We start from the raw sequence: 23,398 nt of genomic DNA on the forward strand, positions 1-23,398 counted from the left end.
TACCCCCTCAACGCGGCTCAGCCGAGGAGCGTGACCTCGAGCTCGGTGGGCTCGATCGGGGCACCGGCCTCGAGCTCGAGCACGGTCTCCGCTCCGCGCGGGAAGATGAGGTCCGTGAGGGCCACGAGCCCGTCCTGCGCGAACACCTCGACCGAGCACGCGTCCACGACGACGTCGAGCCGCACCCCGCCGTCGGCCGCCGGGAGCGGCGCGGTCTCGATGGAGGCGAAGAGCCCGTGGAAGTCCGTCAGGCCCGAGGCGGTGCGGTCGAGCGTGAGGGTGCCGGCGGCCTGGTCGACCCGGATCAGGGCCGCCTCCTCCTCGCCGGTCCCGAGCCGCAGGGTGCACGCCGGGGAGCCAGGGGGCAGCGCGAGCCGGACCCGGAACGCCTCGCCCCGCGGGACGGCCGCGAGCCGGGTCTGCCCAACCGCTACGGGGGTAAGAGAGCCCGCGGGCAGGGGCGCCTCGTCCCGGGCCTCCGGCAGGACCGGCGCTTGGACGAGGGCGTGCCCGCCGCCGACGGCGCGCAGCCTCACCTCGCGCGGGAGCGACATCGCGCTGCGCCACTCCCCCGTGGGCGTCGCGGCCGCGTAGTCCCAGTTGCTCATCCAGCCGAGCATGAGCGCCCGGTCCGTGACCCCGCCGAAGGACACGGCGGCGTAGTAGTCGCGGCCCCAGTCGAGCCAGCGGAAGCCGTCCGCGTCGGGCCGGAACCGCTCGCCGTCGAACTCCCCGACGCAGTACTTCATGCCGGATCCCCCGGCCACGCCGTGCGGATTCACGCTCACGATGAGCACCCACCGGGTCCGGCCCGGCCTGCCCTCGACCGGCACCTCGATGAGGTCCGGGCACTCCCACAGGCCCTCGCCCGGGTCCGCGATCCCGCCGAGCACGTCCGCGGCCGAGACCTCGCTCAGGAGGCGCCACTGCTTCAGATTCGCCGAGGCATAGAGCAGCACGCGCCGCTCCTCGGCCTCGACGGCGGCCATGACCCAGTACGCCCCGGCGGGGCCCGCGTAGCGGAACACCTTCGGGTCGCGGAAGTTCGCCGAGCCGCGGTCCAGCACGGGGTTGCCCGCGTGCTTGGTCCAGGTCGCACCGTCGTCGAGGCTGAAGGCGAGGGACTGGGCCTGGATGCCGGGCCGGTCCGAGCCCTCGGAGTACGCGCTTGTGTACACGGCGACGAGCGGCACGCTGCCAGGTGCGGCGTCGTCAGCGAAGCCGGCCGTGTTGGCCGGATCCGCCACGACGCTGCCTGAGAAGATGGCCTCGGTCTCGGTGCACGGGATCGCGACGGGCTGCTCGGTCCAGGCCAGGAGGTCGGGCGAGGTCGCGTGGCCCCAGGACATGTTGCCCCAGTCGGGGCCGGACGGGTTGTGCTGGTAGAAGAGGTGGTACACGCCGCGGTGCAGGACGAGCCCGTTGGGATCGTTCATCCAGTTCCGGGCGGGCGTGTAGTGGACGCGCGGCCGGTAGGCGTCGCGGGTCGGGACAGGTGCGGTGGTGGTCATCGCTTCTTTTCGTGGGTTCTGGGGGCGCGCGAGTTCTGGCGCGCGAGGGCTTCTAGAGTGCGGCGGGCTCGAGGCCGACGGCGGGAACCTCGTCCAGGTGCGGCGGCTCGGCGCCGGCGCGGGAGACGGTCACGGCGGCGGCCCGGGCGGCGAACGACCCGGCGTCCGCGAGCGCGCGGGCGCTAAAGGGGGCGAGCCGGTCTCCCCCGGCGGCCAGGAGCGTGTGCACGAGGGCGGACATGTAGCTGTCCCCGGCCCCGACCGTGTCGCGGAGCTCGACGGCGACGCGCGGGACCTCGGCCTCGTGCCCGCCCGAGAGCAGGTACGAGCCCTCCGCGCCCAGGGTCACGGCGACGACGGCGGGGCCCAGGCCCGCGATCCGGGCCGCCGCGGCGCGCGGGGCGAGGCCCGGGTAGAGGTAGGCGGCGTCCTCGTCGCTGAGCTTGACGACGTCGGCCAGGCCGGAGAGACGCTCGAACGTCGCCAGCGCGTCGGCGTGCGGGCCGACGAGCGCGGGGCGGACGTTGGGATCGAAGCTCACGGTCGCTGACTGCTCCCGCGCCGCGCGCACGATCTCCTCGACGCGCGCGGCCCCGGGGGCGAGGAACGCGGCAACCGAGCCGACATGCACGTGCTGCACGTGCTGTCCGTGCACATGCTGTGCGTGCGGCAGCGCCACACCGCCGGGGAGCTCCCAGGCGAGGTCGAACTCGTAGGAGGCCGCGCCGTCGCCCGCGATGACGGCCGCCGCGCTCGAGGTGACGGGCAGGCAGAACGACTCCGGCAGGACCTCCACGCCCGAGGCCGCGAGCCGCGCGGCGATCGCCTCGCCGCGCCCGTCCGGGCCGAGGGCCGTGAGGAAGGCCGTGGGCGTGCCGAGCCGCGCGAGGCCCAGGGCCACGTTCGCAGGCGAGCCGCCGGGGTGCTCCCGCGTGCCCGCCGCCGTGCGGATGATGTCCGTGAGGCTCTCCCCCACGACGAGCACGCTCATCCCTTGACCCCGCTCGCGGCGATGCTGTTGACGAACGCGCGCTGGAACGCGATGAACAGGGCCACGACGGGCAGGGTGATGAGGGACGTGTACGCCATGACCTCGCCCCACGAGACGTTGAGCTGGAAGAAGTACTGCACGCCGAGCATGACCGGCCGCAGCTCCTCCGTCTGGACCACCATGAGCGGCCACAGGTACGAGTTCCACGCGGGCAGGAAGGTCAGGATCGCGACCGTCGCGACGGCCGGGCCCGAGAGCGGCATGACCACGCGGCGGTAGATCGTGAACCAGCCGGCGCCGTCCATCCGGGCGGCCTCGTCGAGCTCCTTGGGGATGGACTCGAAGTACTGGTGGAAGAGGTAGATCGAGAACGCGTTCGCGACGAACGGCAGGATCTGCACCTGGTACGTGTCCAGCCAGCCGGTGGTCAGCTCGAGGCTGAACCCGTTGGCCGTGAGCCAGGGCAGCTGGTTGACCCACCACACGAGCGGCAGGGCGAGGGTCTCGAACGGGACGATGAGCGTCGCGATGACGAGCGTGAGGATCACGCCCTTGCCGCGGACCCGCATGCGGGAGAGCGCGAACGCGGCCATCGAGTTGACGACGACGCCGAGCGCGACCGTCACGGCCGAGACGCCCACCGAGTTGAGCAGGAACCGGGCCGCGGGGACGCGGTCGAATACGGCGGCGTAGTTGTCGAGCGAGAGGTGCCCGACGGGCAGGAACGCCGCGAGCGAGCCCAGGTCGCCGAAGATCTGCTGGTCGGGCTTGAGCGAGGACACGGCCATGAACAGCAGCGGGAACGAGAAGACCGCGGCGAGGGCGAGCCGGGCGAGCCACGCGATGGGGCCGGTGCCGGGGCGCAGCGTCTGGCCCGGGGACAGGCGGCGCACGACGGCGCGTGGCCGGGTGAGGCGGTTGATAGTGGCCATGATCAGGACTTCTCCCGCGTGAGGTAGCGCTGGGCGCTCGAGACGATGAGGACGAGGACGAAGAAGACCAGGGAGATCGCCGACGCGTAGGAGGTCTCCTGCTGCCGGAACCCGGTCTGGACGGCCTGGTGGACGATCGTCGTCGTCGAGTCGAGGGGGCCGCCCTGGGTCATGACGTCGATCTGGGTGAACAGGCTCAGGGCCTGGATCGTGATCGTGACGAGGATGAGGTTCCGCGTGTTGCGCAGCCCGGGCCACGTGATGTGGGCGAAGCGCTGCCAGGTGGACACGCCGTCGAGCGCGGCGGCCTCGTAGAGGTCCCCCGGGATGGTCTGCAGGCCCGAGAGCCAGATGATCATGTGGAAGCCGGCAGCCTGCCACACGGACATGAGGATGACGGCGGGCATGGCGGTGGCCGGGTCGTTGAGCCAGTCCGGCCCCTCGACGAGGCCGAAGGTGACAGCGCGGATGACCTCGTTGAGCAGGCCCTCCTGGCGGTACATGAAGAGCCACAGGAGCGAGACGACGACCATCGAGGTCACGACCGGCAGGAAGTACACGGTGCGGAAGAAGTTCACGCCCTTCACCCGGATGTTCACGAGCAGCGCCATGCCGAGCGCGAGCGCGGACTGGAGCGGCACGACGACGACGGCGAAGTACGCGACGTTGGCGAGCGAGCGCCAGAACGTGGCGTCCTCGGCGAGCCGGACGAAGTTGTCCAGGCCCACGAACTCTGGCGGGTACGGGGAGATGAGCCGGGCGTTCGTGAACGCGAGGCCGAACGCGAGCAGGGCCGGGACGACGATGAACGTCACGAGCAGGAGCGCCGCGGGGGCGATCATGGCCCAGCCCAGGCGCTCCTCGCGGCGGGCGACGCGCGCGGTCCTGCCGGAGGGGCGGGGGCCCGGGCGGGCGCCGCGCCCGCCCACGCGCGGGGCGTGGGCGGCGCGGTCGCTCGCGCGGTCTGTCAGGGATGAGGCAGTCATGGTGCTCAGCCCTTGTAGCCGCCGTTGGACTTGATGTTGGCGTCGATGTCCTTCACGGCCTTGTCCAGGGTCGACTTGGCGTCGGCGCCGGAGAGGATGTCCTGCGTGGCCTTGCCGAACTCGGTCGCGATGAAGGGGTACGTCGGGGTCTCGGGCCGCAGCACGGCGAACTTCTCCGAGAACTCGCGGAAGATGCTGTTCGCGCCGCCGGGGGCGTAGGCCGGGATGAGGGCGGCGGCCTCGGCCGTGGCCGGGATGGTGCCCGTGGCCTGGGCGATCTTGGCGACGTTCTGCGGGGCGAGCGTGAAGGAGAGGTAGTCCATCGCGGCCTCGGCGTTCTTGCACCCGCTCGTCACGCCCCACTGCCACGAGCCGCCGCCGATCTTCGGGCCCTCGCCGAGGTCCACCGAAGGCAGGACGACGAGGTCGTCGCCGAGCGCCGCGCGCGCCTTGTCCGCGGCCCACGACCCGGTGTAGAGGATCGCGCTCTTGCCGCTGATGAAGTCCGCCGTCGTGTCCTTGCCGCTCTTCTGCGCGGCATAGCCCTTCTCGACGAGGCCGTGGAACCACCCGGCCCACTCGACGGCGGCCTCGCCATTGAGCACGCCCTCGGCGCTCTGGTAGCCGTCGCGGTTCACGAGATCGCCGCCCGCGGACTGGAGGAACGGGGAGTAGGCGTACGGGAGCCACTCGCCGGTCCCGCCCGTGCCGAGGTCGAGCGGGTGCTCCCACGTGCCGAGGCCCTTGAGCTTCTCGAGGGCGGAGTCGAACTCGTCCTTCGTCCACGGGGAGTCGATGGTCGGGATGCGGACGCCGGCGGCCGTGAGGTCGGACTTGCGGGCCAGGAGCGCGAGGGCGACGTCGTAGTGGCCCACCGAGTACGTCTTCCCGTTCCACTCGCCCAGCGTCGAGGGGAGGTTCTTGGACAGGTCCACGCTCAGCTCGAGCGGGGCGAGGTACTTCGACCACGCCCAGTTCGGCACGTTCGGGCCGTCGATGTCCACGATGCACGGGAGCTTCTTGGCCGAGGCGGCCGCGACGACCGAGTCGTTGTAGGAGTCCTGCGGGAAGGCCTGGACCTTGACCGTGGCCTTCTTGTCCGGCTTGGCGTTGTACTCGTCAACGAGCGACTGGATCGCGGCGAGCTCTTCCTTGTTGCCCGCGTTGTGCGTCCAGAGGGTCAGCTCGCCGTTGGCGCCATCGCCCGAACCGCCCGAGCCGGAGCCGCAGGCCGCGAGGCTTCCGCCGAGCGCCGTGGCCACTACACTGGCAGCGAGGAGCCGCTTGAGCGCTGTCTTCATGCGCGTTTTCCTTCTGTCTCATCCTGGGAGGGATTGGGTGGGGGGTGGTGGCTCCGGTGGCGGGCGCGGCTGTTGCAGCAGCCGCACCCGTCGGCGCGGAGCCGGTGGTTGTCTTGCCGGTGAGGGGTCACGTCCCCTGCGTTGAGGGGTCATATCCCCCACGTTGAGGGGTCATATCCCCTTGCTTGAGTGGTTGATGCGCGGAGCGGCGACGGAGCCGCGCCGCACGATCGGGCAGTCGAGGAGCTTCTGGCGGGGCTCGCCGTCGGCCGCCGTCCCCTCGATCTCGTCGAGGAGCCGGCTCACCGCCCAGCGGCCCATGTCGTAGTGCGGGAGCGCCACGGTCGTGAGCCCTGGCCACAGGCCGTCGGCGACAATCTCGAAGTTGTCGATGCCCACCACCGAGAGGTCCCCGGGGATGTCGAGGCCACGGCGGGCCGCGACCTCATAGACGCCGAAGGCCTGCTGGTCGTGGAAGCAGAAGATCGCCGTCGGGGGATCGGGCAGGGCCAGGAGCTCCTCCGCCCCGGCCCGGCCCCCGCTGACGGCCGGCCGCTGCCTCGTGACCAGCGCGCCGTCGTACGCGATCCCCGCCTCGGCGAGGCTCGAGCGGTAGCCCTCGAGCCGGCCGAAGGCGGCGGGAATCTCGTCCCGGTTGTTGATGAAGCCGATACGCCGGTGGCCGGCCTCGATGAGTTCCCTCATCGCCGTGCGGGCGGCAGCCGCCTCGTCCGGGACGACCGAGGGGAAGGCCCCGTCAGCATCGAAAGCATCCAGCAGGACCACCGGAACGTTGATGCCAGCCGGGATCTCCGCACGCTGGTGGTACATCCGGGCGAGGACGAGGCCGTCCACCTGATGCTGCAGGAGGGTCCGGACCTGCTTCTCCTCGAGCGCCCAGTTCCGGCCGCTGTCCACGAGCATGACGAGCCAGCCCCGCTCATACGCCGCGTCCTGCGCCCCAAGGATCATCTCGCCGGCGAAGGGGCTGCTGGCGATCTCGTCGCTGACGAGTCCGAGCAGGTAGGAGCGCTGGTTGCGCAGGCCGCTCGCGAGCCGGTTCGGCGAGTAGCCGAGAGCTGCGGCGACCTTGCGCACGTGGTCTCGGGTCTCCTGGTTGACCCGCGACTGGTGCGTTTCGCTGAGCGCGTGCGAGACGGTCGTGACCGACACCTCGGCGGCCTTCGCCACGTCGCGGATGCCGACCTTGCCCATCCTGCACTCCCTCGTCCAAAACGTTTTGTATGCGTTGCATCACAAGTCTGGGGCAAACCGTTTTGCATTGTCAACCCCGTGGGGAAAGGCAAGCCGATGACCCCTTATCCGAGGGGGACATGACCCCTCGATGCGGGGTCACCTCCCTGCGATGCGGGGTCAGCTACGCGCCGGGGTTGAGGATCCGCCGGACGTCGAAGGCGGCCGCCGTCTCGAGCTGCGCGTAGGTGCAGCTCTCCGGGTCCCGGTCGGGCCGCCACCGGCGGAACTGGGCGGTGTGCCGGAAGCGGTCACCCTCCATGTAGTCGTACGTGACCTCGACCACAAGCTCGGGCTTGAGCGGGACGAAGGAGAGGTCCTTGCCGCCGCTCCAGCGGCTCACGGCGCCGGGCAGGCGCTGCCCCGCGTGCGCCGACTGGTCGGCCCAGCTGCCCCAGGGGTGGGCGGCGAGGTCCTTCTCGACGAGCGGTTCAAGCTCGGCAGCGAGCGCGCGTCGCTTCGCCATGGGGAACGACGCGGCGACGCCGACGTGGTGGAGGGTCCCACCGTCGTCGTACAGCCCGAGCAGGAGCGAGCCGAGTGCCGTGCTGTCCGCCTTGTGCCAGCGGAACCCGGCCACGACGCAGTCCGCCGTGCGCTCGTGCTTGATCTTGAACATGCTCCTCTTGCCCGGCTCGTACGGCCTGTCGAGCGGCTTGGCGATGACGCCGTCGAGCCCCGCCCCCTCGAATTCCGTGAACCACCGCTTCGCCTCCTCGAGGTCGCCCGTCGCGGGCGTGAGGATGATGGACTGCTCTGAGCCGTCGACGACGCCACCCAGGACCTCGCGCCGCTCGCCGAAGGGGCGGCGCATGAGGCTCTCGTTGCCGAGGGCGAGGATGTCGAACGCGACGAACGACGTCGGGGTCTGCTCGGCGAGGAGCCGCACCCTGCTCTCGGCAGGGTGGATCCGCTGCTGGAGGGCCTCGAAGTCGAGGCGGTCGCCGACGAGGAGGACGATCTCGCCGTCGACCACGCACCTCTCGGGCAGGCCGCGCCGCAGGATCTCGACGAGCTCGGGGAAGTAGCGGGTCATCGCCTTGTCGTTGCGGCTGCCGAGGATCACCTCGTCGCCGTCCTTGAAGACGATGGTCCGGAAGCCGTCCCACTTCGGCTCGCTGTGCCCGACGTCGGGGATCTCCTTCACGAGCTTCGCGAGCATGGGTTCGACCGGCGGCATCACGGGTAGGTCCATGGCGACATCTTCCCCCGAGCGAGCACAGCATGGGAGGGTTTTCGGCATGGCGTCGCAGCGCGAGACCGTCGAGATCGAGGGCCGCCGGATCAGCCTGTCCAACCTGGACAAGGTGCTCTACCCCGAGGCCGGGACCACCAAGGCAGACGTCATCGAGTACTACAGGTCCGTCGCCGAGGTCATGATCCCGGTCGTGCGGGACCGGCCGGCGACGCGGAAGCGCTGGGTGCACGGGGTCGGCACCGCCGAAGAGCCCGGCGAGGTGTTCTTCCAGAAGAACCTGGACAAGTCCACGCCCGCGTGGGTCGAGCGTGTGACGCTCCACCACCGGAACTCCGTCAACTCGTACCCCCTCGTGAACGACCTCCCGACCCTGATCTGGCTCGCCCAGATCGCGGCCCTCGAGATCCACGTCCCGCAGTGGCGCGCCGTCGTCGACGACATGATGTTCAACCCGGACCGGCTCGTCATCGACCTCGACCCCGGCCCCGGCGCGGGCCTGCCCGAGTGCGTCGAGGTGGCCCACCTCGTCAAGCCGATCTTCGACGGCATGGGCCTGGTCTCGGTCCCCGTCACGAGCGGGTCCAAGGGCATCCACCTGTACGCGAAGCTCGATATGGGCCAGCGGTGGGAAGACGTCTCGGCCGTGGCCCGGGAGCTCGCCAAGTCCCTCGAGGCCGACCATCCCGACCTCGTCGTCGCCGACCAGAAGAAGACCCTGCGCCACGGCCGCGTGCTCGTCGACTGGAGCCAGAACAGCGGCCAGAAGACGACCATCGCGCCCTACTCGCTGCGTGGGCGCGTCCAGCCGATGGTCGCCGCGCCGCGGACGTGGGAGGAGATCGGCTCCCCCGGCCTCGCGCACGTGCGCTACGACGAGATGGCCGCCCGGCTCACGAAGTTCGGCGACCTCTTCGCGCCGCTGCACGCGATGCCGCTCTCGGAGGCACCGGAGCCGGGCCACTCGCTCCCTCAGGCGCGCTCCCGGGCGTCCGCGGACGCCCGCTCGGGGGCCAAGGCCGGCGCGGGCGGCGACCGGAGCGACGGCGAGGACGACAACGGGGGCGGCCGCGCGCCGTCGTCCTCCCCGGTGGGGGGAGCCCAGGCGGGCTCGACCGCGGGCGAGGACCGCCTGACCCGGTACCGCGCCAAGCGCGATGCCGAGAAGACCCCCGAGCCCGTCCCGCTCGAGGCGCCGACGCCAGGCGAGGGCACGGCGTTCGTGATCCACGAGCACCACGCGCGCCGGCTGCACTGGGACCTGCGGCTTGAGTACGAGGGCGTGCTCGCCTCCTTCGCGATCCCCAAGGGCATCCCCACCGATACGGGCCGGAACCACCTCGCGGTGCACACCGAGGACCACCCGATCGAGTACCTCACGTTCACCGGCACGATCCCGCGGGGCGAGTACGGCGCCGGGGAGATGTTCATGTGGGACACGGGCACGTACGAGACCGAGAAGTGGATCGAGGGCAAGGAGATCATCGTCGTGCTGCACGGCCGGCCCGGCGGCGGTCTCGAGGGCGTCGCGGAGGGCCTCGGCCGGCCGGGGGCCGGGGTGCGGCTCGCGCTCATCCACCCCGAGGGCGGGTACGGGGGCAGCGACTCCGGCGGGAAGGAGAACTGGCTGGCCCACCTCATGAAGGACCAGGAGAAGGGCCACTGGCGCAAGGGGGCGAAGGGCACCGGCGACGCCGCGGAAGAACCCGGGGTCACCTCCCAACGATCCGGCGTCACCTCTCAAGAACGCAGGGTCACCTCGAAGGCCAGGACCGATACGGCGCCAGCCCCCATGCTCGCGCAGGTGGGGACGAGAGGGCTCGTGCGCGGCGAGGGCTGGGCGCTCGAGATGAAGTGGGACGGCATCCGCGCGATCGTGGACGCCCGGGCGGAGCCCCTGCGCCTCTGGAGCCGCCGGGGGATCGACCAGTCCGCCACCTATCCCGAGCTCTCGGGCCTCGCGAGCCTGGGCCCGGCCGTGCTCGACGGCGAGATCATCGCCCAGGACGCCCGCGGCCGGCCCGATTTCGGGCTCCTGCAGCAGCGCATGAACCTCACCAGGCCCGCCGACGTCGAGCGCGTCCGCCGCGACGTGCCGGTGCGGATCGTCCTCTTCGACCTCCTCGAGTACGAGGGCCGGGACCTCACCCGCCTGACCTTCCGCGAGCGGCGGGCGGCCCTCGAGCTCCTCGCCGAGGGCGGGCTGCCGCCCAACGTTGGGCTCTCGCCGCTCTTCGAGGGGGACATCGGCCACGTGCTCGACGCCTCCGCAGAGCACGGACTCGAGGGCGTCATGGCGAAACGCCTCGACTCACGCTACGACCCGGGCCGGCGCTCGGGCGCCTGGATCAAGATCAAGAACACGCGGACCCAGGACGTCGTGATCGCCGGGTGGCGCGAGGGCAAGGGCTCGCGCTCGGCGACCATCGGCTCGCTGATCCTGGGCATCCCGGACGACGGCGGGGTGCTGCGGTACGCGGGGCGCGTCGGCTCGGGCTTCGGCGAGGCGGACCTTCGGAAGATCGCCTCGACGCTGCACGGCCTCGAGCGGAAGACGCCCGCGCTCGAGGACATGCCCGCCGAGGACAGGCGGGACGCGCACTGGGTCACGCCCAAGCTCGTCGGCGAGGTCACCTACTCGGAGATCACCTCGGGCGGCAGGCTGCGCCACCCGGTCTGGCGGGGGTGGCGGCCGGACAAGCTGCCCGAGGACGTGGCCCTCGAGCGGCCCCGCGGCTGAGCGGAGCCGAGGCCGGCCGGGCCTCGGCTCCGCTCGCCGCCTCTACCGCGACGGGTTCAGCACCAGCGCGGATCCGCCGCCGCGCCTCACGGGCTCGGCCGCGGCGAGCAGGCGCCCGTCCGGCAGGAACTCGATCGCCGTCTCGGCACCGATCTCGGCCGCGGATGTGAACGCGTCCCCGGACGGAACCAGCAGGTACTGATAGGGCGCGAGGTCGTCGCCGAACTCCGCGATGAATCCGGGCTCGGCCGTCACGAACGCGCGGCCGCTGCTGTTGGCGAAGTTGCGATTGGAGGCGCGCGGGGCGGCGAGCGCCTCCGGCGTCGTCATGCCCAGGTCCACCCGGTTGACGATGGTCTGCAGGACCGTCGTGATGATCGTCGACCCGCCCGGCGAGCCGAGCGCGAGGAACGGCTTGCCCTCGTTGAGGATGATCGTCGGCGACATCGAGGACCGCGGGCGCTTGCCAGGCTCCATGCGGTTCGGGTCGGCGGGGTCGAAGCCCGTCGTCGTGAAATCCGTGAGCTCGTTGTTCAGGATGAACCCACGGCCCGGCACCACGATCCCCGAGCCGCCCGTCTGCTCGATCGTGAGCGTGTACTCGACGACGTTCCCCCACCGGTCAGCCACGGTCAGGTTGGTCGTCGAGAGGTTCTCGGTGTCCCGCTCGTCCGCGAGCGCCGCCGGGGAAGCCGGGCACGCGCCGTCGTACGAGGTGACGTCCCCCGGCGCGAAGAGCGTCTGCGCCGCCGTGTCCGGATCGATGAGGCAGGAGCGCTCCTTGCCGAAGACCGGATCCAGCAGGGCCGCAGTCGGGACGTCGACGAAAGCCGGATCCCCCACGTACTTGCCGCGGTCGGCGAACGCCAGCCCGCTCGACTGGAGGTAGTGGTGCAGGGCGTCCGCGGGCGCCATGCCCGCGAGGTCGAAGGTCTCGAGGATGTTCAGCGACTCCCCGACGGTCGTGCCGCCGGACGAGGACGGCGCCATGCCGTACACGTCGTAGCCGCGGTACTCAACGTGGGTCGGAGCTTGGTCGAGCGCCTTGTAGCCGGCGAGGTCCGCGGCCGTCATCTTCCCGGCGGGCACGGGCAGGGTCGGCTCGGGAACCGTCGGCGGGGCCTGCACCGTCGCGGCGATCTCCTCGGCCAGCGCGCCCGAGTAGAAGCCGCCTTGGGCGCCCCGCTTGGCGAGGAGCCGGTACGTCTCCGCGAGGCCGTGGTTCTTGAAGACGCTGCCGACGGCGGGGGCGTCGCCGCCGGGGAGGAACAGCTCCGAGGTGGACGTGAAGTTGGCGAACCGCGGCTTGTTGTCGAGGGTCTGCTGGCGGAAGGTCGCGTCGACGACGAAGCCGCGGTCGGCGACCTTGATGGCCGGCCGGAGGGCCTCCCCGAGGCTCAGGGTGCCCCAGTTCTCGAGCGCCCGCTCCCACGTCGCGGGCGTCCCCGGAACACCGACGGAGACCCCGGACGTGACGAGCTGCGCGAAGGTGTACGGGGCTCCCGTCGCGGGGTTGACGAAGGTCTGGAAGGTGGCGCCTGCGGGCGCCGTCTCGCGCCCGTCGATCGTGTGGACTGACTGGGTCGCGGCGTCGTAGTACACGAAGTACCCGCCGCCGCCGATCCCGGCACTGTACGGCTCGGTCACGCCGAGCGTCGCGGCCGCGGCGACGGCGGCGTCAACCGCGTTGCCGCCCTTGCGGAGCACCTCAAGGGCCGCGGCGGAGGCCTCGGGGTCCACCGTGCTCACCGCGCCCCCCGTGCCGACGGCCGTGGCGGTCTTGTCGACGGCGCGCGGGTCGGCGGCGGCCGGGCTCGCGACGGCGCTGCCCGTCACCCCCAATGCCAAGGCCGCCAGGACGGCGGAGAGCCTGCGACGTAGGTGTGGCATGGTGCCTCCCGAATCAGGGTGAGTGAACTGGCAGGTGGGCCAACCCTACGCCCGCCCTCCGACACCCGAACAGCTCCGGTGCAGGCCCTCCGCAGGGAGCTCCGGCAACGGAACCCGCGCCAGAACCTATGAGCCCCGCTCCGAGGCCCACACCGCGAGCGCCGACCGGCTGTGAAGACCCAGCTTGGCGAGCGCGTGGGCGACGTGGTTCTCCACCGTCCTCGTCGAGAGGGTCAGCTCCCCCGCAATCTCGGCATTCCCGAGGCCCCGGCGCACGAGCTCCGCCACCTCGAGCTCCCGGGCGGTCAGGGTCTCGGCACCAGGGGAGCCCCCGTCCCCCACGGCCCGCAGCTCCATGGTCGCCCCGGCGTACGTGAGCCTTTCGCCCGCCTCCCACGCGGAGGCGAAGCCGGCAGGCCCGAGGAGGAGCTCCGCCGTCGTCCGCACGTCCGCAAGATCCCTCGACGCGATCTCGTGGAACCTCCCGCCGGCGCCCTCGCGCCGCGAGATGGCCGCGGCGGCGCGCGCCGCCGTCGTCGGGTCGCGCCGCACCGTGAGCGCGGCGAGCCGCGCGAGGGCGATCCCGCGCATGGTGACGTCACCGATCCCGGCGAGGACGTCGATGGCGCGGAGGAGCCGCGCCCGGGCGTCCGCCTCGTGGCCGAGCGCGGACTCGGCGAGTCCCCGGTAGGTCAGCGCGAGCCCCATCCCGAAGGCGTCGCCGGCCTCGACCGCGAGGGCGTAGGCGGCGTCGAGGATCTCCAAGGCGTCCCCCTCGCGGTGGCCCCACACAGCGGCCATGCCGCGCGCACCCATGGCCCGGCTCCTCCCGGCCGCGTCGCCGAGGGCCGTGTACGCCTCGAACGCCTCGCGCGCCGCCTGCGTGGCGCGTTCCGAGTCGCGGGCGATGGCGCGCGACACGGCCCGCTGGAAGAGCGCATCGGCGGCCGCCGCGGACGCGGGATCGAGGATTCCCAGCGCCTCGTCGATGAGCCGGCCTGCCGACTCGTGTTCCTGCCGCACGGTGCGCATCATGGCGGCCACGACGAGTCCGCCGGCGCGCGCCTCGTCGCGTTCCTCGTGGCGCTCGAGGAGCTCGAGGGCCCTCCCCAGCCCCTCGTCCTGGCCGTTGCGGAACCACAGCTCCCGCGTCGCGGCCATGAGCCGCAGTCCTTCCGCGGGCGCGGCGCCCAGGGCGAAGTCGAGGGCGGCACGGAGGTCGGGCAGCAGGTCGGCCCGCTGCCCCGCCCGGGAGGCCGCGAGCACCGGCGGGAAGCTCCCCGCCCCGAAGTCCGATCCGAGCCACGCGAGGTGCCGTCGCTGGGCATCCTCGAGGGTCCCCGCCGCCTCGAGCCCCTCCCGCGCGAACTCCCGCAGGCTCTCGAGGAGCCGGAAGGTCGTCCGGCCCCCGGCGCCCTCGCCGGTCTGGAGGAGGGACCGAAGGACAAGGTCCTCGAGGTCGTCGAGGGTCGCGCCGGCGACGGCGGCCGCGGCCTCGGCGTCGAACGGGCTCGCGAAGACGGCGCAGGCCTCGAAGACGCCGCGCTCCCGCGCGCCGAGCGCGTCGACGCTCCCGGCGATGCACGCGCGCAGCGTGCGGTGGCGGGCCGGCGCCACCGCAGACCCGGTCCCGAGCGCGGCGAGCCGCCGGTCCAGCCGCGGGAGCAGCTCCTGGGGCGTGAGCACCGACGCGCGGGCGGCGGCGAGTTCGACGGCGAGCGGCAGCCCGTCGAGTCGCCTGCACAGGGCACGGGATGCCTCGCGGCTCTCGCGCGTGTCGCCGAGCGACGGCCGAACGGCGAGGGCCCTCTCCCAGAAGAGGGTCTCGGCGTCGTCGACGGGCAGGGGATCCACCGCGACGACCCGCTCCCCCACGACCTGGAGCGCGTGGCGGCTCGTGACGAGGACACGGCACGCCTCCGACTCGCCGAGCAGCCGTACCGCGAGCGCGGCGGTGTCCTCGAGCACGTGTTCCGCGTTGTCGAGGACGAACAGCACCTCGCCGACCCGATCGACCCACCAGAGGATCGCCTCGGGGGCGGATTCGGCGGTGACGTCCCTGAGCCCCGCCGACTCCGCCAGGGCGACCGGCACGGACGCGCCCTCGGCGATCATCGTGAGGTCAACGAAGACCGGCCGTCCGAACCGCGCCCCGGCCGCGCCGGCCACGGCGAGGGCGATCCGCGTCTTGCCCACCCCGCCGGGGCCCGTGAGGGTCACGAGCCGACTGGCGTCCAGGGCCTCGGAGACCGCGGCAAGCTCCCTCGCCCGCCCGATGAAGCTGCTCACCGGGGCGGGGACGCGGCCGGGACCGCGCGTCGGGGCGGGAGCGGATCCCGTGGGCATGTTGCCAGTATCCGCGCGCCGTGGCAGGGCGGTCCAGATGAGTACCCGCATGAGTAGAAGCCCCGATGCCGCGGCGGCCGTCCCAGACCTACTGTGAAGGCATCAACAAGAAGGCATCGACCCCCGGAAGGAGCCCGCGATGGAAGCCACAGCCCCCGCCCCCGCCAAGACCCCCGCACCGCCGACGGTCCACGAGCGGGCCCTCGTCACCTGGTCCGCGATCTTCCCCCTCGTTGTGGTCAGCCAGTGGATCCTCGCCCCGCTCGTCCACACCTGGCCGCTTGTCCTCCAGATGTTCGCGATGACGCTCGTCGTGGTCCCGGTCGCCTCGTACCTCGTGCTGCCCCGGCTCATGGCGCTCTACGTGCGGCTCACACGTCGATGAGCACCTTCCCCACGAAGCCGGCCTCGACGGCGTCGTGCGCCGCGGCCGTCTCGGCGAGCGGGTACCGCGCGAGCGGCAGCCCGTGCTCCTCGCCCACCTCGAGCGCGCCGTCGGCGAGCGCCGCGCCGACGGCGGCGACGGCGTCGTGCTTCTGCGCGTCCGTGACCGTGTAGGTGAGCAGGAACTGGAGGCGCACGTTCTTGCCCATCGCGGCGCGCACAGGGACGGCGACGGTCTCGTCGCCGCTGCCCGCGTAGACCGCGATCGTCCCGCCGTTGCGCACCGCCGCGAGGTCCGCGCCGATGTTGGCAGCGGCGTTCACGTCCACGATCACGTCCGCGCCCTCCGGGGCCACGCGCCGCACCTCGGCGGCGACGTCCTGCTCGCGGTAGTTGACGACGACGTCGGCGCCGGCCGCGCGCGCGAGCGTCGCCTTCTCCTCGCTGCTCACCGTCCCGACGACGTTGGCGCCGGCCCAGCGGGCGAGCTGGATGGCGGCGTGGCCGACGGCGCCCGCACCGCCCGTGACGAGGACCGTCCGGCCCGCGAGCGCGCCGGGGGTGAGCCGGGCGGGGCCGTGCTCGCTCGCGGTGAGGGCGCGGTGTGCGGTGAGGGCGGGGATGCCGAGTGACGCGCCGGCGTCGAAGGACGCGCCGTCGGGCAGCGGGACCGCGTGGGCCGCGGGGACGACGACGTACTCCTGGGCCGTGCCCTCGGCCCGGCCCCACGCGACCTCCCAGAGCCAGACGCGCTGGCCCGGTGCGCACCCCGCGGCACCCGGCCCGACGGCCTCGACCGTCCCGGCGGCGTCCTGGCCCGGGACGTGCCAGCCGTCGAGGCTCCCGCCGTAGGTGCCGCCGGCGCGGGCCTTCCAGTCGGTCGGGTTGACGCCGGCGACCGCGATGCGGACGCGGACCTGGCCCTCGCCGGGCTCGGGGAGGTCCCGCTCGCGCAGGGTCAGGACGGACGAGGGGCCGGTCTCGCGATACATGACGGCCCGGTACGTGGGCGCGGGGTGGCTGGGTGCGGGCTGGGCGGGTGCGGGCTGGGCGGGTGCGGAGTCGGTGTCAGTCATGGGCCCATCCTGCCCCGCCCCACGATGCGGGGTCACCTCCCAACGATGCGAGGTCAATGGCAAGACATAGACCCCGGCAACCTAGGGACGTGACCCCGGAACGTAGGAAGGTGACCGGCGGATTCATACGGTCGGTGCAACGTTCTTCGTCTGAGAGGGGTTGCCGGTGCCGGGTGGTCGGGTTGTGGAGCGGTGGGAGATTGATGGGTTCTTCGCGGCGCTGAGGCTGGGCGCTTCGATTTCCGAGGCTGCGCGTGTCGTGGGGCGTCCTCGCACGACGGTGAACAGGTGGGTGCGAGTCTTTGGCCCCATGGAGATCGTCAAGGGATCGGATACTGGCCCGGTCGGTGCGCCGTTCGCCGATGAGGGTGCGGGGAAGGGCCGGCTGAGGTTCGAGGATCGGGTGGTGATCATGCTGCGCCTGCGCGACGGGCGCGGCTGCGCCGAGATCGGACGGGAGTTGGGGCGGGACAGGACGACGGTGTGGCGGGAGGTGAAGCGCAACGGGGGCAGGGAGGTGTATCAGGCCGACGCGGCGCACATCCGCGCCTGCCAGGGCCTGGCCCGGCCCAAGCCCTCGAAGCTGGAGCATGAGCCGCTGCGGGAGTTCGTCGAGGAGGCGATGGACGAGGGCTGGTCGCCGATGCTGATCTCGCTGGTCCTACCGGTCTTCTTCCCCGACGATGGGAGGATGCGCATCAGCCACGAGACCGTCTACCGGCACGTGTTCGAGGCGGTCTACGTCCAGGGCAGGGGGCACCTGCGCCAGGACCTCTACCAGTGCCTGAGCACGGGCCGGGCCCGCCGGGTCACCGACGGGCGCGGGCAGGGCGGGCGGAACGCCTCCCCGTACAAGGACGCGCTGAAGATCTCCGAACGCCCGGCCGAGGCCCAGGACCGGGCCGTGGCCGGGCACTGGGAGGCCGACCTGATCCTCTCCGGGGGCGGCTCGAACGCCGCGATCGGAACCCTCGTGGAGCGCTCGAGCCGCTACACGATCCTGCTGCACCTGCCCGACGGGCACACCTCGGAACACGTCGAGAACGCCATCGTGGCCGCGATGCGCGAGCTGCCGGCGGACCTGCGGCGGACCCTGACCTACGACCGCGGCTCCGAGATGGCCCGCTACCGGCAGATCGAGATGGCCCTGGACCTGCAGGTCTACTTCTGCGACCCGCACTCGCCCTGGCAGCGCGGGACCAACGAGAACACCAACCGGCTCCTGCGCCACTGGTTCAAGAAGGCCTCCGACCTCTCCGTGCACACCGCCGACGACCTCAAGCGCATCCAGGACAGCCTCAACAACCGCCCCCGCCCCACGCTGGACCTCCACACCCCACACCAACGCATGAAGGAACTCCTCACCGCAGCCTGAGGCGTTGCACCGTTCCCTTGACTTCGCAACCCCGGAACGCAGGAAGGTGACCCCGGAACGTAGGGACCTGACCCCGCGTCAGTCCTGGAAGTACTCGATCCGCGCGCCGATCGAGTTGAGCCGCTCCGCGAGGTCCTGGTAGCCGCGCTCGATCACGTAGATGTTGCGCAGCTCGCTCGTGCCGCGGGCGGCGAGCATCGCGAGCAGGATGCACGCGGCCGGGCGCAGCGCGGGAGGGCAGCCGACCTCGGCCGCGCGCCACTTCGTGGGCCCGTTGACGTAGATCCGGTGCGGGTCCAGGAGCTGGATCTGACCGCCGAGCCGGTTGAGCTCGGTCAGGTAGATCGCCCGGTTCTCGTAGACCCAGTCGTGGATCATGGTCTGGCCGGACGCGTTCGCTGCGATGACCGCGAAGAACGGCAGGTTGTCGATGTTCAGGCCCGGGAACGGCATCGGGTGGATCTTGTCCGCGGGTGCGTGCAAGACGGACGGCTTCGTCGTGACGTCGACGAGGCGCGTGCGGCCGTTGCGGGCCATGTACTCGCCGGAGACCTCGAGCTCCTGCCCCATCTGGGCGAGGGTCGCGAGCTCGATCTCCATGAACTCGATCGGCACGCGCCGCACGGTGACCTCGGAGTTCGTCACGATGCCGGCGGTGATGAGGCTCATCGCCTCGATCGGGTCCTCGGAGGGCCAGTAGTCGATGTCGACGTCGATGCGCGCCCTGCCGCGGATGCGCAGCGTCGTCGTGCCGACGCCCTCGATCTCGACGCCGAGGCCCTGCAGGTAGAAGCACAGGTCCTGGACCATGTAGTTCGGGCTCGCGTTGCGGATCACCGTGAGGCCCTCGCGGTGCGCCGCGGCCATGATGGCGTTCTCGGTGACAGTGTCGCCTCGCTCGGTGAGCACGAAGGAGCGGTCGGCGCCGTCGGCCTCGGGGGCGCGGACCGTGTAGAAGCCGCTCGTCGCCTCGACGTCGAGGCCGAACTGGCGCAGGGCCTGCATGTGCGGCTCGACCGTGCGCGTGCCGAGGTCGCAGCCGCCCGCATACGGGAGCTTGTACTCGCTGCGCTCGTCGAGGAGCGGGCCGAGGAGCATGATGACGCTGCGCGTGCGGCGCGCGGCCTCGACGTCCATCGACTCGAGGTCAAGCTCGGCGGGGCGACGGATCTGGAGGTCGCGCGGCTGCTCGCCGTTGCCCTCCTCGAGCCACGTGCACTCGACGCCGATCGAGGTCAGGACCTCGACGATCCGGTTGACCTCCTCGATCCGGGCGAGGCGGCGCAGCGTGGTGGTCCCGCGGTTGATGAGCGAGGCGCACAGGAGGGCGACGCCGGCGTTCTTGGACGTGTTGACGTCGACGGCGCCCGAGAGGCGGTGCCCGCCCTCAACCCGCAGGTGGGTCATGCGGGGCGCGCCGATGCTCACGATGCGCTGGCCGAGGATGTCCTCGATGCGCTGGATCATCTTGAGGCTCAGGTTCTGCTTGCCCTGCTCCATGCGCGCGACGGCGCTCTGGCTCGTGCCCAGTTCGGCGGCGAGCTGCCCCTGGGTCCAGCCCCGGTGGGAGCGGACGTCCCGCAGCAGGGCCCCGACGGTCTCAGCAGTCTGTTGTGACATGCGCTCCAAAATATCACAGACGAGATACTCAACCGCAAATTGAGCGCGCGACGCGCCCGGGAGGCGGTCTAGACCGACGGCATACAGAAAGCCATGAGATAGAAGGGCGCTAGTGCACGATCCCGAGGATGTTCCCCGCCGGGTCCTTGATCCACGCGATGCCCGAGCCGCTGTCCGGGTCCCGGAGCACGCCCTTCTCGTCGACCGGCATCCGCGGGGTGCTCGGGTACTGCTCGAGGGAAAGCCCCATCGACTCGAGCTCGCCGATCGCCGCGTCGAGGTCCGGGACCTCGAAGTTGAGCACCGTGAAGGTGGCCGGCTCGTGGTCGTCCTTCGGGTAGGCGTAGACCGTCTGCCCGCCCGGGACCGTGATGAGCAGGCCGCCCATGCTGTCCTGGACCTCGAAGCCGAGGGTCCGGCCGTAGAAGCCGCGGGCCGCCTCGACGTCGTCGACGCTGAAGCTCGAGAACGAGCCCGTGATGTCCAGCATGGGAGTTCCCTTTCGCATGTAGGCCCCTCCGGCCCCCTCAACGATGCCACCGGGTGGGCAGGGGGGCCAGAGCCTACTGCATCCACACCACGTTCCACGTCCCAGCGGCCACCGCGGCGCCCACCGACGCGGCGGCGAGCGCGACGCCGCCCGCGAGCACCCCGGCGTCGAGCGCGGAGAACCGCGAGGGCCGAGCCCACGTCCGCTCGGCACCACCGAACCCGCGGGCCTCCATCGTCACGGCGAGCCGCGACGCGAGCCGGATCGACTGGACGAGGAGCCCGAAGCTCTGGCCCAGCAGCGCCCGGAGCCGGTGGACCGGCCCGCCCTGGGCGCCCACGCCGCGGGCCCTGCGGGCGAGGCCGAGGATCTGCCACTGCTCGACCATGAGGCCCACGAGCCGCAGCGCCGCGAGCGTGCCGAGGACGAACCGGTGCGGGAGGCGGGCCCGCTGTGCGAGGGCGTCGGCGAGGTCGGTCGGGTCGGTGCAGCTCATCATGAGCAGGGCAGGCAGCGCGATCGCGAGGCCGCGCAGCGCCATCGCGGCGCCGAGCCCGAGCGAGCCCTCGGTCACGTCCCACAGCGGCGTCGCGAGCAGCACGGCGCCGGAGTCCTGCCCGACGGCGGCCGTGCTGAGCCCGCCCACGGCGGCGGCCAGGATGAGCGGCCAGCCGCGCTGCCACAGGAGCCGGAACGTCATGCCGGCCAGCGGGAACACCGCGAGGCACAGCGCGAGCGCGACGCCCGCCGAGACCCAGTCGATGCTCAGCGCGAGCGCGAACGTCGGGAGGATGACGGCGGCGAGCTTGCTCAGCGGGTTGGCCCGGGCCAGCAGCGAGTCGTTGTCGCGGATCGCGAGCAGGTCCCTCACGGCGCCTCCCCCGTTCGCGGAATTGTCGGCTGGGGGTCGGTGCCGGCGCCGCGCACCGACCTCACGTCGACAATTGCGGCGGATGCGGGGGCGGCGCAGGGCGGAACAGGCGGCGTCACGGCCGGCGAGCCCAGCGCGAGCCGGGCGCCGCCGAGCGCGCGGGCGAACTCGTCGTCGTGCGTCACGGAGACCACCGCCGTGCCCTCGTCGAGGAGCTCGGTGAGGAACGAGGCGAGCTCGGCCCACGTGGTGGCGTCCTGCCCGAAGGTCGGTTCGTCGAGGATGAGGACGCGCGGGCTCGCCGCGAGGACGGTCGCGACGGAGAGCCGCCGCTTCTCCCCGCCCGAGAGCGTGTACGGGTTCGCGTCGAGGAGGTGCTGGAGGCGGAGCCGCTCGGCGAGCTCGTCGACCCGCCCGAGGCCCCGTCCGAGCTGGCGCGGCGCGAACCGCAGCTCGTCGCGGACGGTCGACGTCACGAACTGATGCTCGGGCTCCTGGAACACGGTGCCGATGCGCGGCACGAGGTCCTCGGCCCGCCACCCATGCGGGGCGGGCCCGACGGCGCGCAGCCCCGCCTCGGGGTCGGCGGCGGCGAGCGCCGCGGCCGCCTCGACGCGCCCCTCGACCGGGGCGAGCAGGCCCGCGAGCGTGAGCGCGAACGTGGACTTCCCGGCGCCGTTGGGGCCGGTGATGGCGAGTGCCTCGCCCGCGCGGACCTCGGCGTCGACGCCCGTGAGGACGGGGACGGGCGCACGACGGCGCGTGCCCCGCTCGCGCGAGACGCCCACCCCGTGCGCGGAGAGCAGGAGATGCCCGGTAGGTGACCCCGCAACGTTGAGAGGTGACCCCGCAACGCTGGGAGGTGACCCCGCAACGTTGAGAGGTGACCCCGCAACGTTGAGAGGTGACCCCCCAACGTTGGGAGGTGACCCCGCGTCGGAAGGGGGGCGGTGGCGGGGGCGGACCTCCGGGACCCAGCCCGGGACCCAGACGCCCGCGCGTGCGAGCAGCTCGCGGGCGCCGGCGAGGACGTCGTCAGGGGCACCCTGGAGCAGGACGCCGCCCGCGTGGCCCGCCGAGCCGGGGGCGAGGACCACGATCCTGTCGACGCAGTCCTTCCACACGGCCACGCGGTGCTCGACGACGACGAGCGTCGCCCCGCTCGCCGCGGCCGTGCGCACGACGGCGTCGCGCACCTCGAGCACGCCGGCCGGGTCGAGGTTCGCGGTCGGCTCGTCGAGGAGGATGAGCCCCGGGCGCATGGCGAGGATGCCCGCGAGCGCGAGGCGCTGCTTCTGCCCGCCCGAGAGGGCGGCCGTGGGGTGGTCGAGCGGGAGGTGGCCGAGGCCGACGTCGTCCAGGGCGGCGCGCACGCGCTCCCAGATCTCCTCGCGCGGCACGGCGAGGTTCTCGGCGCCGAACGCGACGTCGTCGCCGAGCCGGCCGAGGATCACCTGCGTCTCGGGGTCCTGCTGCATGAGCCCCACGCGACCGCGGCGCTCGCGCGGCGAGCCGCCGTCGACGGCGAGCCTGCCGCCCTCGTGGGCCTCGTCGTCGTCCCCGAGGACACCCGCGAGCGCGTGCAGGAACGTGGACTTGCCCGCGCCCGAGGGCCCGAGCACGAGGACCCGCTCCCCCGGCTCGACGCGCAGGGTCAGGTCCGCGACGGCCGGGGCGTCCCGGCCCGCGTGCTGCCAGGTCCAGCCCTCGGCCCGGACTTCAGCGGGGCGCACGCGGCCGGCGCGCACCTGGCTGGCCGCGCCCCCGCGGGCGCCCGCCGGCGTCACTAGAGGACGGGCTCGGTCGCGGCGCGGCGCGAGGCGAAGCTCGAGAGCGCGCCGGTCTTGGCGAGGCCGCGCGTCGCGAGCCACGAGAGCAGGCCCGCGATCACGGCGCCGGAGACGCACGTGCAGGCGATGTAGGCGAACTTGTCGCCGACCTCGTACGCGATGTTCCAGCCCCACGGGGCGAAGCAGTCGTTGAGGCCCATGGCGAGGCCCGCGCCGACGCCCGCGAGTGCGGCGACGGGGAGCGTGAAGCGGCGGTAGCCGAAGGCGGCGAAGACGGCCTCCGCGCCGAGTCCCTGGACGATCCCGGAGATCAGGACGGTCGTCCCGTACTGCGAGCCCATGAGGAGCTCGCCGGTCGCGGCGACGGTCTCGACGAACAGCGCTGCGCCGGGCTTGCGGATGATGAGCCCGCCGAGCACGGCCGGGAGGACCCAGCCGCCGGAGAGCAGGCCCGCGAGCGGCGCGTAGGTGGCGAGAAGGCCCGCCGAGAGCGGCGGGTAGATGCCGTTGGACCAGGCCCAGAAGAGGACCCCGCCGGCGACGGCGAGGAGGGCGCCGACGACGATGTCGACGACGCGCCAGCGGCGGGTGCCGGTGGCGGGCTTGGCGGTGGTCTTGCTCATGATGGATTCCTCCTGGGTGCAGG

General features: G+C 72.4%; 18 protein-coding genes. 3 read left to right on the forward strand and 15 right to left on the reverse strand.

The genetic code is table 11. The features are described from left to right. Positions 1-17 precede the first annotated feature (17 nt). The 7 genes from ACUYMY_RS15860 to ACUYMY_RS15890 form a co-directional block, all read right to left on the reverse strand. Entirely contained in the window at positions 18-1,511 is a 1,494-nt protein-coding gene (locus ACUYMY_RS15860) for a glycoside hydrolase family 32 protein (RefSeq protein ID WP_481704488.1), read from the reverse strand. A gap of 52 nt (positions 1,512-1,563) precedes the next feature. Further along, positions 1,564-2,502, reverse strand: coding sequence for a carbohydrate kinase family protein (locus ACUYMY_RS15865; RefSeq protein ID WP_481704489.1), 939 nt, complete (start codon positions 2,500-2,502; stop codon positions 1,564-1,566). Further along, on the reverse strand, positions 2,499-3,290 hold the full coding sequence (locus ACUYMY_RS15870; protein WP_481705080.1) for a carbohydrate ABC transporter permease: 792 nt from the start codon (positions 3,288-3,290) through the stop codon (positions 2,499-2,501). The genes ACUYMY_RS15865 and ACUYMY_RS15870 overlap by 4 nt, the downstream gene beginning before the upstream one ends. A gap of 146 nt (positions 3,291-3,436) precedes the next feature. Then, positions 3,437-4,420, reverse strand: a complete 984-nt coding sequence (locus tag ACUYMY_RS15875; protein ID WP_481704490.1) for a carbohydrate ABC transporter permease — start codon at positions 4,418-4,420, stop codon at positions 3,437-3,439. 5 nt (positions 4,421-4,425) lie between these two features. Next, positions 4,426-5,721 (reverse strand): ABC transporter substrate-binding protein, encoded by a 1,296-nt coding sequence (locus ACUYMY_RS15880; RefSeq protein ID WP_481704491.1) that lies wholly within the window; start codon positions 5,719-5,721, stop codon positions 4,426-4,428. Positions 5,722-5,892: 171 nt separating this feature from the next. After that, entirely contained in the window at positions 5,893-6,936 is a 1,044-nt protein-coding gene (locus ACUYMY_RS15885; protein WP_481704492.1) for a LacI family DNA-binding transcriptional regulator, read from the reverse strand. A gap of 163 nt (positions 6,937-7,099) precedes the next feature. Beyond that, positions 7,100-8,170: an ATP-dependent DNA ligase gene (locus ACUYMY_RS15890; protein WP_481704493.1), complete on the reverse strand. Its 1,071-nt coding sequence runs from the start codon at positions 8,168-8,170 to the stop codon at positions 7,100-7,102. A gap of 46 nt (positions 8,171-8,216) precedes the next feature. On the opposite strand from ACUYMY_RS15890, the gene ACUYMY_RS15895 reads away from it, so the two are divergent. Continuing rightward, on the forward strand, positions 8,217-10,910 hold the full coding sequence (locus ACUYMY_RS15895; protein WP_481704494.1) for an ATP-dependent DNA ligase: 2,694 nt from the start codon (positions 8,217-8,219) through the stop codon (positions 10,908-10,910). Positions 10,911-10,952: 42 nt separating this feature from the next. Here ACUYMY_RS15895 and ggt read toward each other — a convergent pair whose 3' ends face one another. Beyond that, the gene (gene ggt / locus ACUYMY_RS15900) at positions 10,953-12,800 is read right to left on the reverse strand and encodes a gamma-glutamyltransferase (RefSeq protein ID WP_481704495.1); all 1,848 of its coding nucleotides are present in this window, start codon (positions 12,798-12,800) and stop codon (positions 10,953-10,955) included. Between the two features lie 126 nt (positions 12,801-12,926). Next, positions 12,927-15,146, reverse strand: a complete 2,220-nt coding sequence (locus ACUYMY_RS15905; protein WP_481704496.1) for an ATP-binding protein — start codon at positions 15,144-15,146, stop codon at positions 12,927-12,929. 139 nt (positions 15,147-15,285) lie between these two features. On the opposite strand from ACUYMY_RS15905, the gene ACUYMY_RS15910 reads away from it, so the two are divergent. Next, a complete protein-coding gene (locus ACUYMY_RS15910) occupies positions 15,286-15,531 on the forward strand; it encodes a hypothetical protein (protein ID WP_481704497.1) in 246 nt (81 codons plus the stop codon). Here the strand turns inward: ACUYMY_RS15910 and ACUYMY_RS15915 are convergent. Continuing rightward, complete coding sequence (locus ACUYMY_RS15915) at positions 15,518-16,522, reverse strand: NADPH:quinone reductase (RefSeq protein ID WP_481705081.1); 1,005 nt, start codon at positions 16,520-16,522, stop codon at positions 15,518-15,520. The two genes, ACUYMY_RS15910 and ACUYMY_RS15915, sit on opposite strands and share 14 nt — an antisense overlap. 250 nt (positions 16,523-16,772) lie before the next feature. Here ACUYMY_RS15915 and ACUYMY_RS15920 point away from each other — a divergent pair, with 250 nt between their 5' ends. Next, a complete protein-coding gene (locus tag ACUYMY_RS15920) occupies positions 16,773-17,981 on the forward strand; it encodes an IS30 family transposase (protein ID WP_481702883.1) in 1,209 nt (402 codons plus the stop codon). A gap of 78 nt (positions 17,982-18,059) precedes the next feature. Here the strand turns inward: ACUYMY_RS15920 and ACUYMY_RS15925 are convergent, their stop codons facing one another. The 5 genes from ACUYMY_RS15925 to ACUYMY_RS15945 form a co-directional block, all read right to left on the reverse strand. Next, on the reverse strand, positions 18,060-19,601 hold the full coding sequence (locus ACUYMY_RS15925; protein ID WP_481704498.1) for a UDP-N-acetylglucosamine 1-carboxyvinyltransferase: 1,542 nt from the start codon (positions 19,599-19,601) through the stop codon (positions 18,060-18,062). A 109-nt stretch (positions 19,602-19,710) separates the two neighbouring features. Beyond that, the gene (locus tag ACUYMY_RS15930; RefSeq protein WP_481704499.1) at positions 19,711-20,091 is read right to left on the reverse strand and encodes a VOC family protein; all 381 of its coding nucleotides are present in this window, start codon (positions 20,089-20,091) and stop codon (positions 19,711-19,713) included. A gap of 73 nt (positions 20,092-20,164) precedes the next feature. Then, entirely contained in the window at positions 20,165-20,962 is a 798-nt protein-coding gene (locus tag ACUYMY_RS15935) for an energy-coupling factor transporter transmembrane component T family protein (RefSeq protein ID WP_481704500.1), read from the reverse strand. Then, positions 20,959-22,749 carry an ABC transporter ATP-binding protein gene (locus tag ACUYMY_RS15940; RefSeq protein WP_481704501.1) on the reverse strand — a complete coding sequence of 597 codons (1,791 nt, stop codon included), beginning with the start codon at positions 22,747-22,749 and terminating at the stop codon, positions 20,959-20,961. The genes ACUYMY_RS15935 and ACUYMY_RS15940 overlap by 4 nt, the downstream gene beginning before the upstream one ends. After that, positions 22,749-23,375 (reverse strand): ECF transporter S component, encoded by a 627-nt coding sequence (locus tag ACUYMY_RS15945; RefSeq protein WP_481704502.1) that lies wholly within the window; start codon positions 23,373-23,375, stop codon positions 22,749-22,751. The genes ACUYMY_RS15940 and ACUYMY_RS15945 overlap by 1 nt, the downstream gene beginning before the upstream one ends. Positions 23,376-23,398 lie beyond the last annotated feature (23 nt).

The sequence above is a fragment of the Sinomonas sp. T428B genome (assembly GCF_056780155.1).

Coding starts and splice junctions, on each gene's coding strand:
- ACUYMY_RS15885 (WP_481704492.1), bottom strand. CDS start 6,936: ATGGGCAAGGTCGGCATCCGCGACGTGGCGAAGGCCGCCGAGGTGTCG.
- ACUYMY_RS15880 (WP_481704491.1), bottom strand. CDS start 5,721: ATGAAGACAGCGCTCAAGCGGCTCCTCGCTGCCAGTGTAGTGGCCACG.
- ACUYMY_RS15910 (WP_481704497.1), top strand. CDS start 15,286: ATGGAAGCCACAGCCCCCGCCCCCGCCAAGACCCCCGCACCGCCGACG.
- ACUYMY_RS15905 (WP_481704496.1), bottom strand. CDS start 15,146: ATGCCCACGGGATCCGCTCCCGCCCCGACGCGCGGTCCCGGCCGCGTC.
- ACUYMY_RS15915 (WP_481705081.1), bottom strand. CDS start 16,522: ATGTATCGCGAGACCGGCCCCTCGTCCGTCCTGACCCTGCGCGAGCGG.
- ACUYMY_RS15895 (WP_481704494.1), top strand. CDS start 8,217: ATGGCGTCGCAGCGCGAGACCGTCGAGATCGAGGGCCGCCGGATCAGC.
- ACUYMY_RS15925 (WP_481704498.1), bottom strand. CDS start 19,601: ATGTCACAACAGACTGCTGAGACCGTCGGGGCCCTGCTGCGGGACGTC.
- ACUYMY_RS15890 (WP_481704493.1), bottom strand. CDS start 8,170: ATGGACCTACCCGTGATGCCGCCGGTCGAACCCATGCTCGCGAAGCTC.
- ACUYMY_RS15865 (WP_481704489.1), bottom strand. CDS start 2,502: ATGAGCGTGCTCGTCGTGGGGGAGAGCCTCACGGACATCATCCGCACG.
- ACUYMY_RS15875 (WP_481704490.1), bottom strand. CDS start 4,420: ATGACTGCCTCATCCCTGACAGACCGCGCGAGCGACCGCGCCGCCCAC.
- ACUYMY_RS15945 (WP_481704502.1), bottom strand. CDS start 23,375: ATGAGCAAGACCACCGCCAAGCCCGCCACCGGCACCCGCCGCTGGCGC.
- ACUYMY_RS15930 (WP_481704499.1), bottom strand. CDS start 20,091: ATGCTGGACATCACGGGCTCGTTCTCGAGCTTCAGCGTCGACGACGTC.
- ACUYMY_RS15860 (WP_481704488.1), bottom strand. CDS start 1,511: ATGACCACCACCGCACCTGTCCCGACCCGCGACGCCTACCGGCCGCGC.
- ACUYMY_RS15870 (WP_481705080.1), bottom strand. CDS start 3,290: ATGGCCGTGTCCTCGCTCAAGCCCGACCAGCAGATCTTCGGCGACCTG.
- ggt (WP_481704495.1), bottom strand. CDS start 12,800: ATGCCACACCTACGTCGCAGGCTCTCCGCCGTCCTGGCGGCCTTGGCA.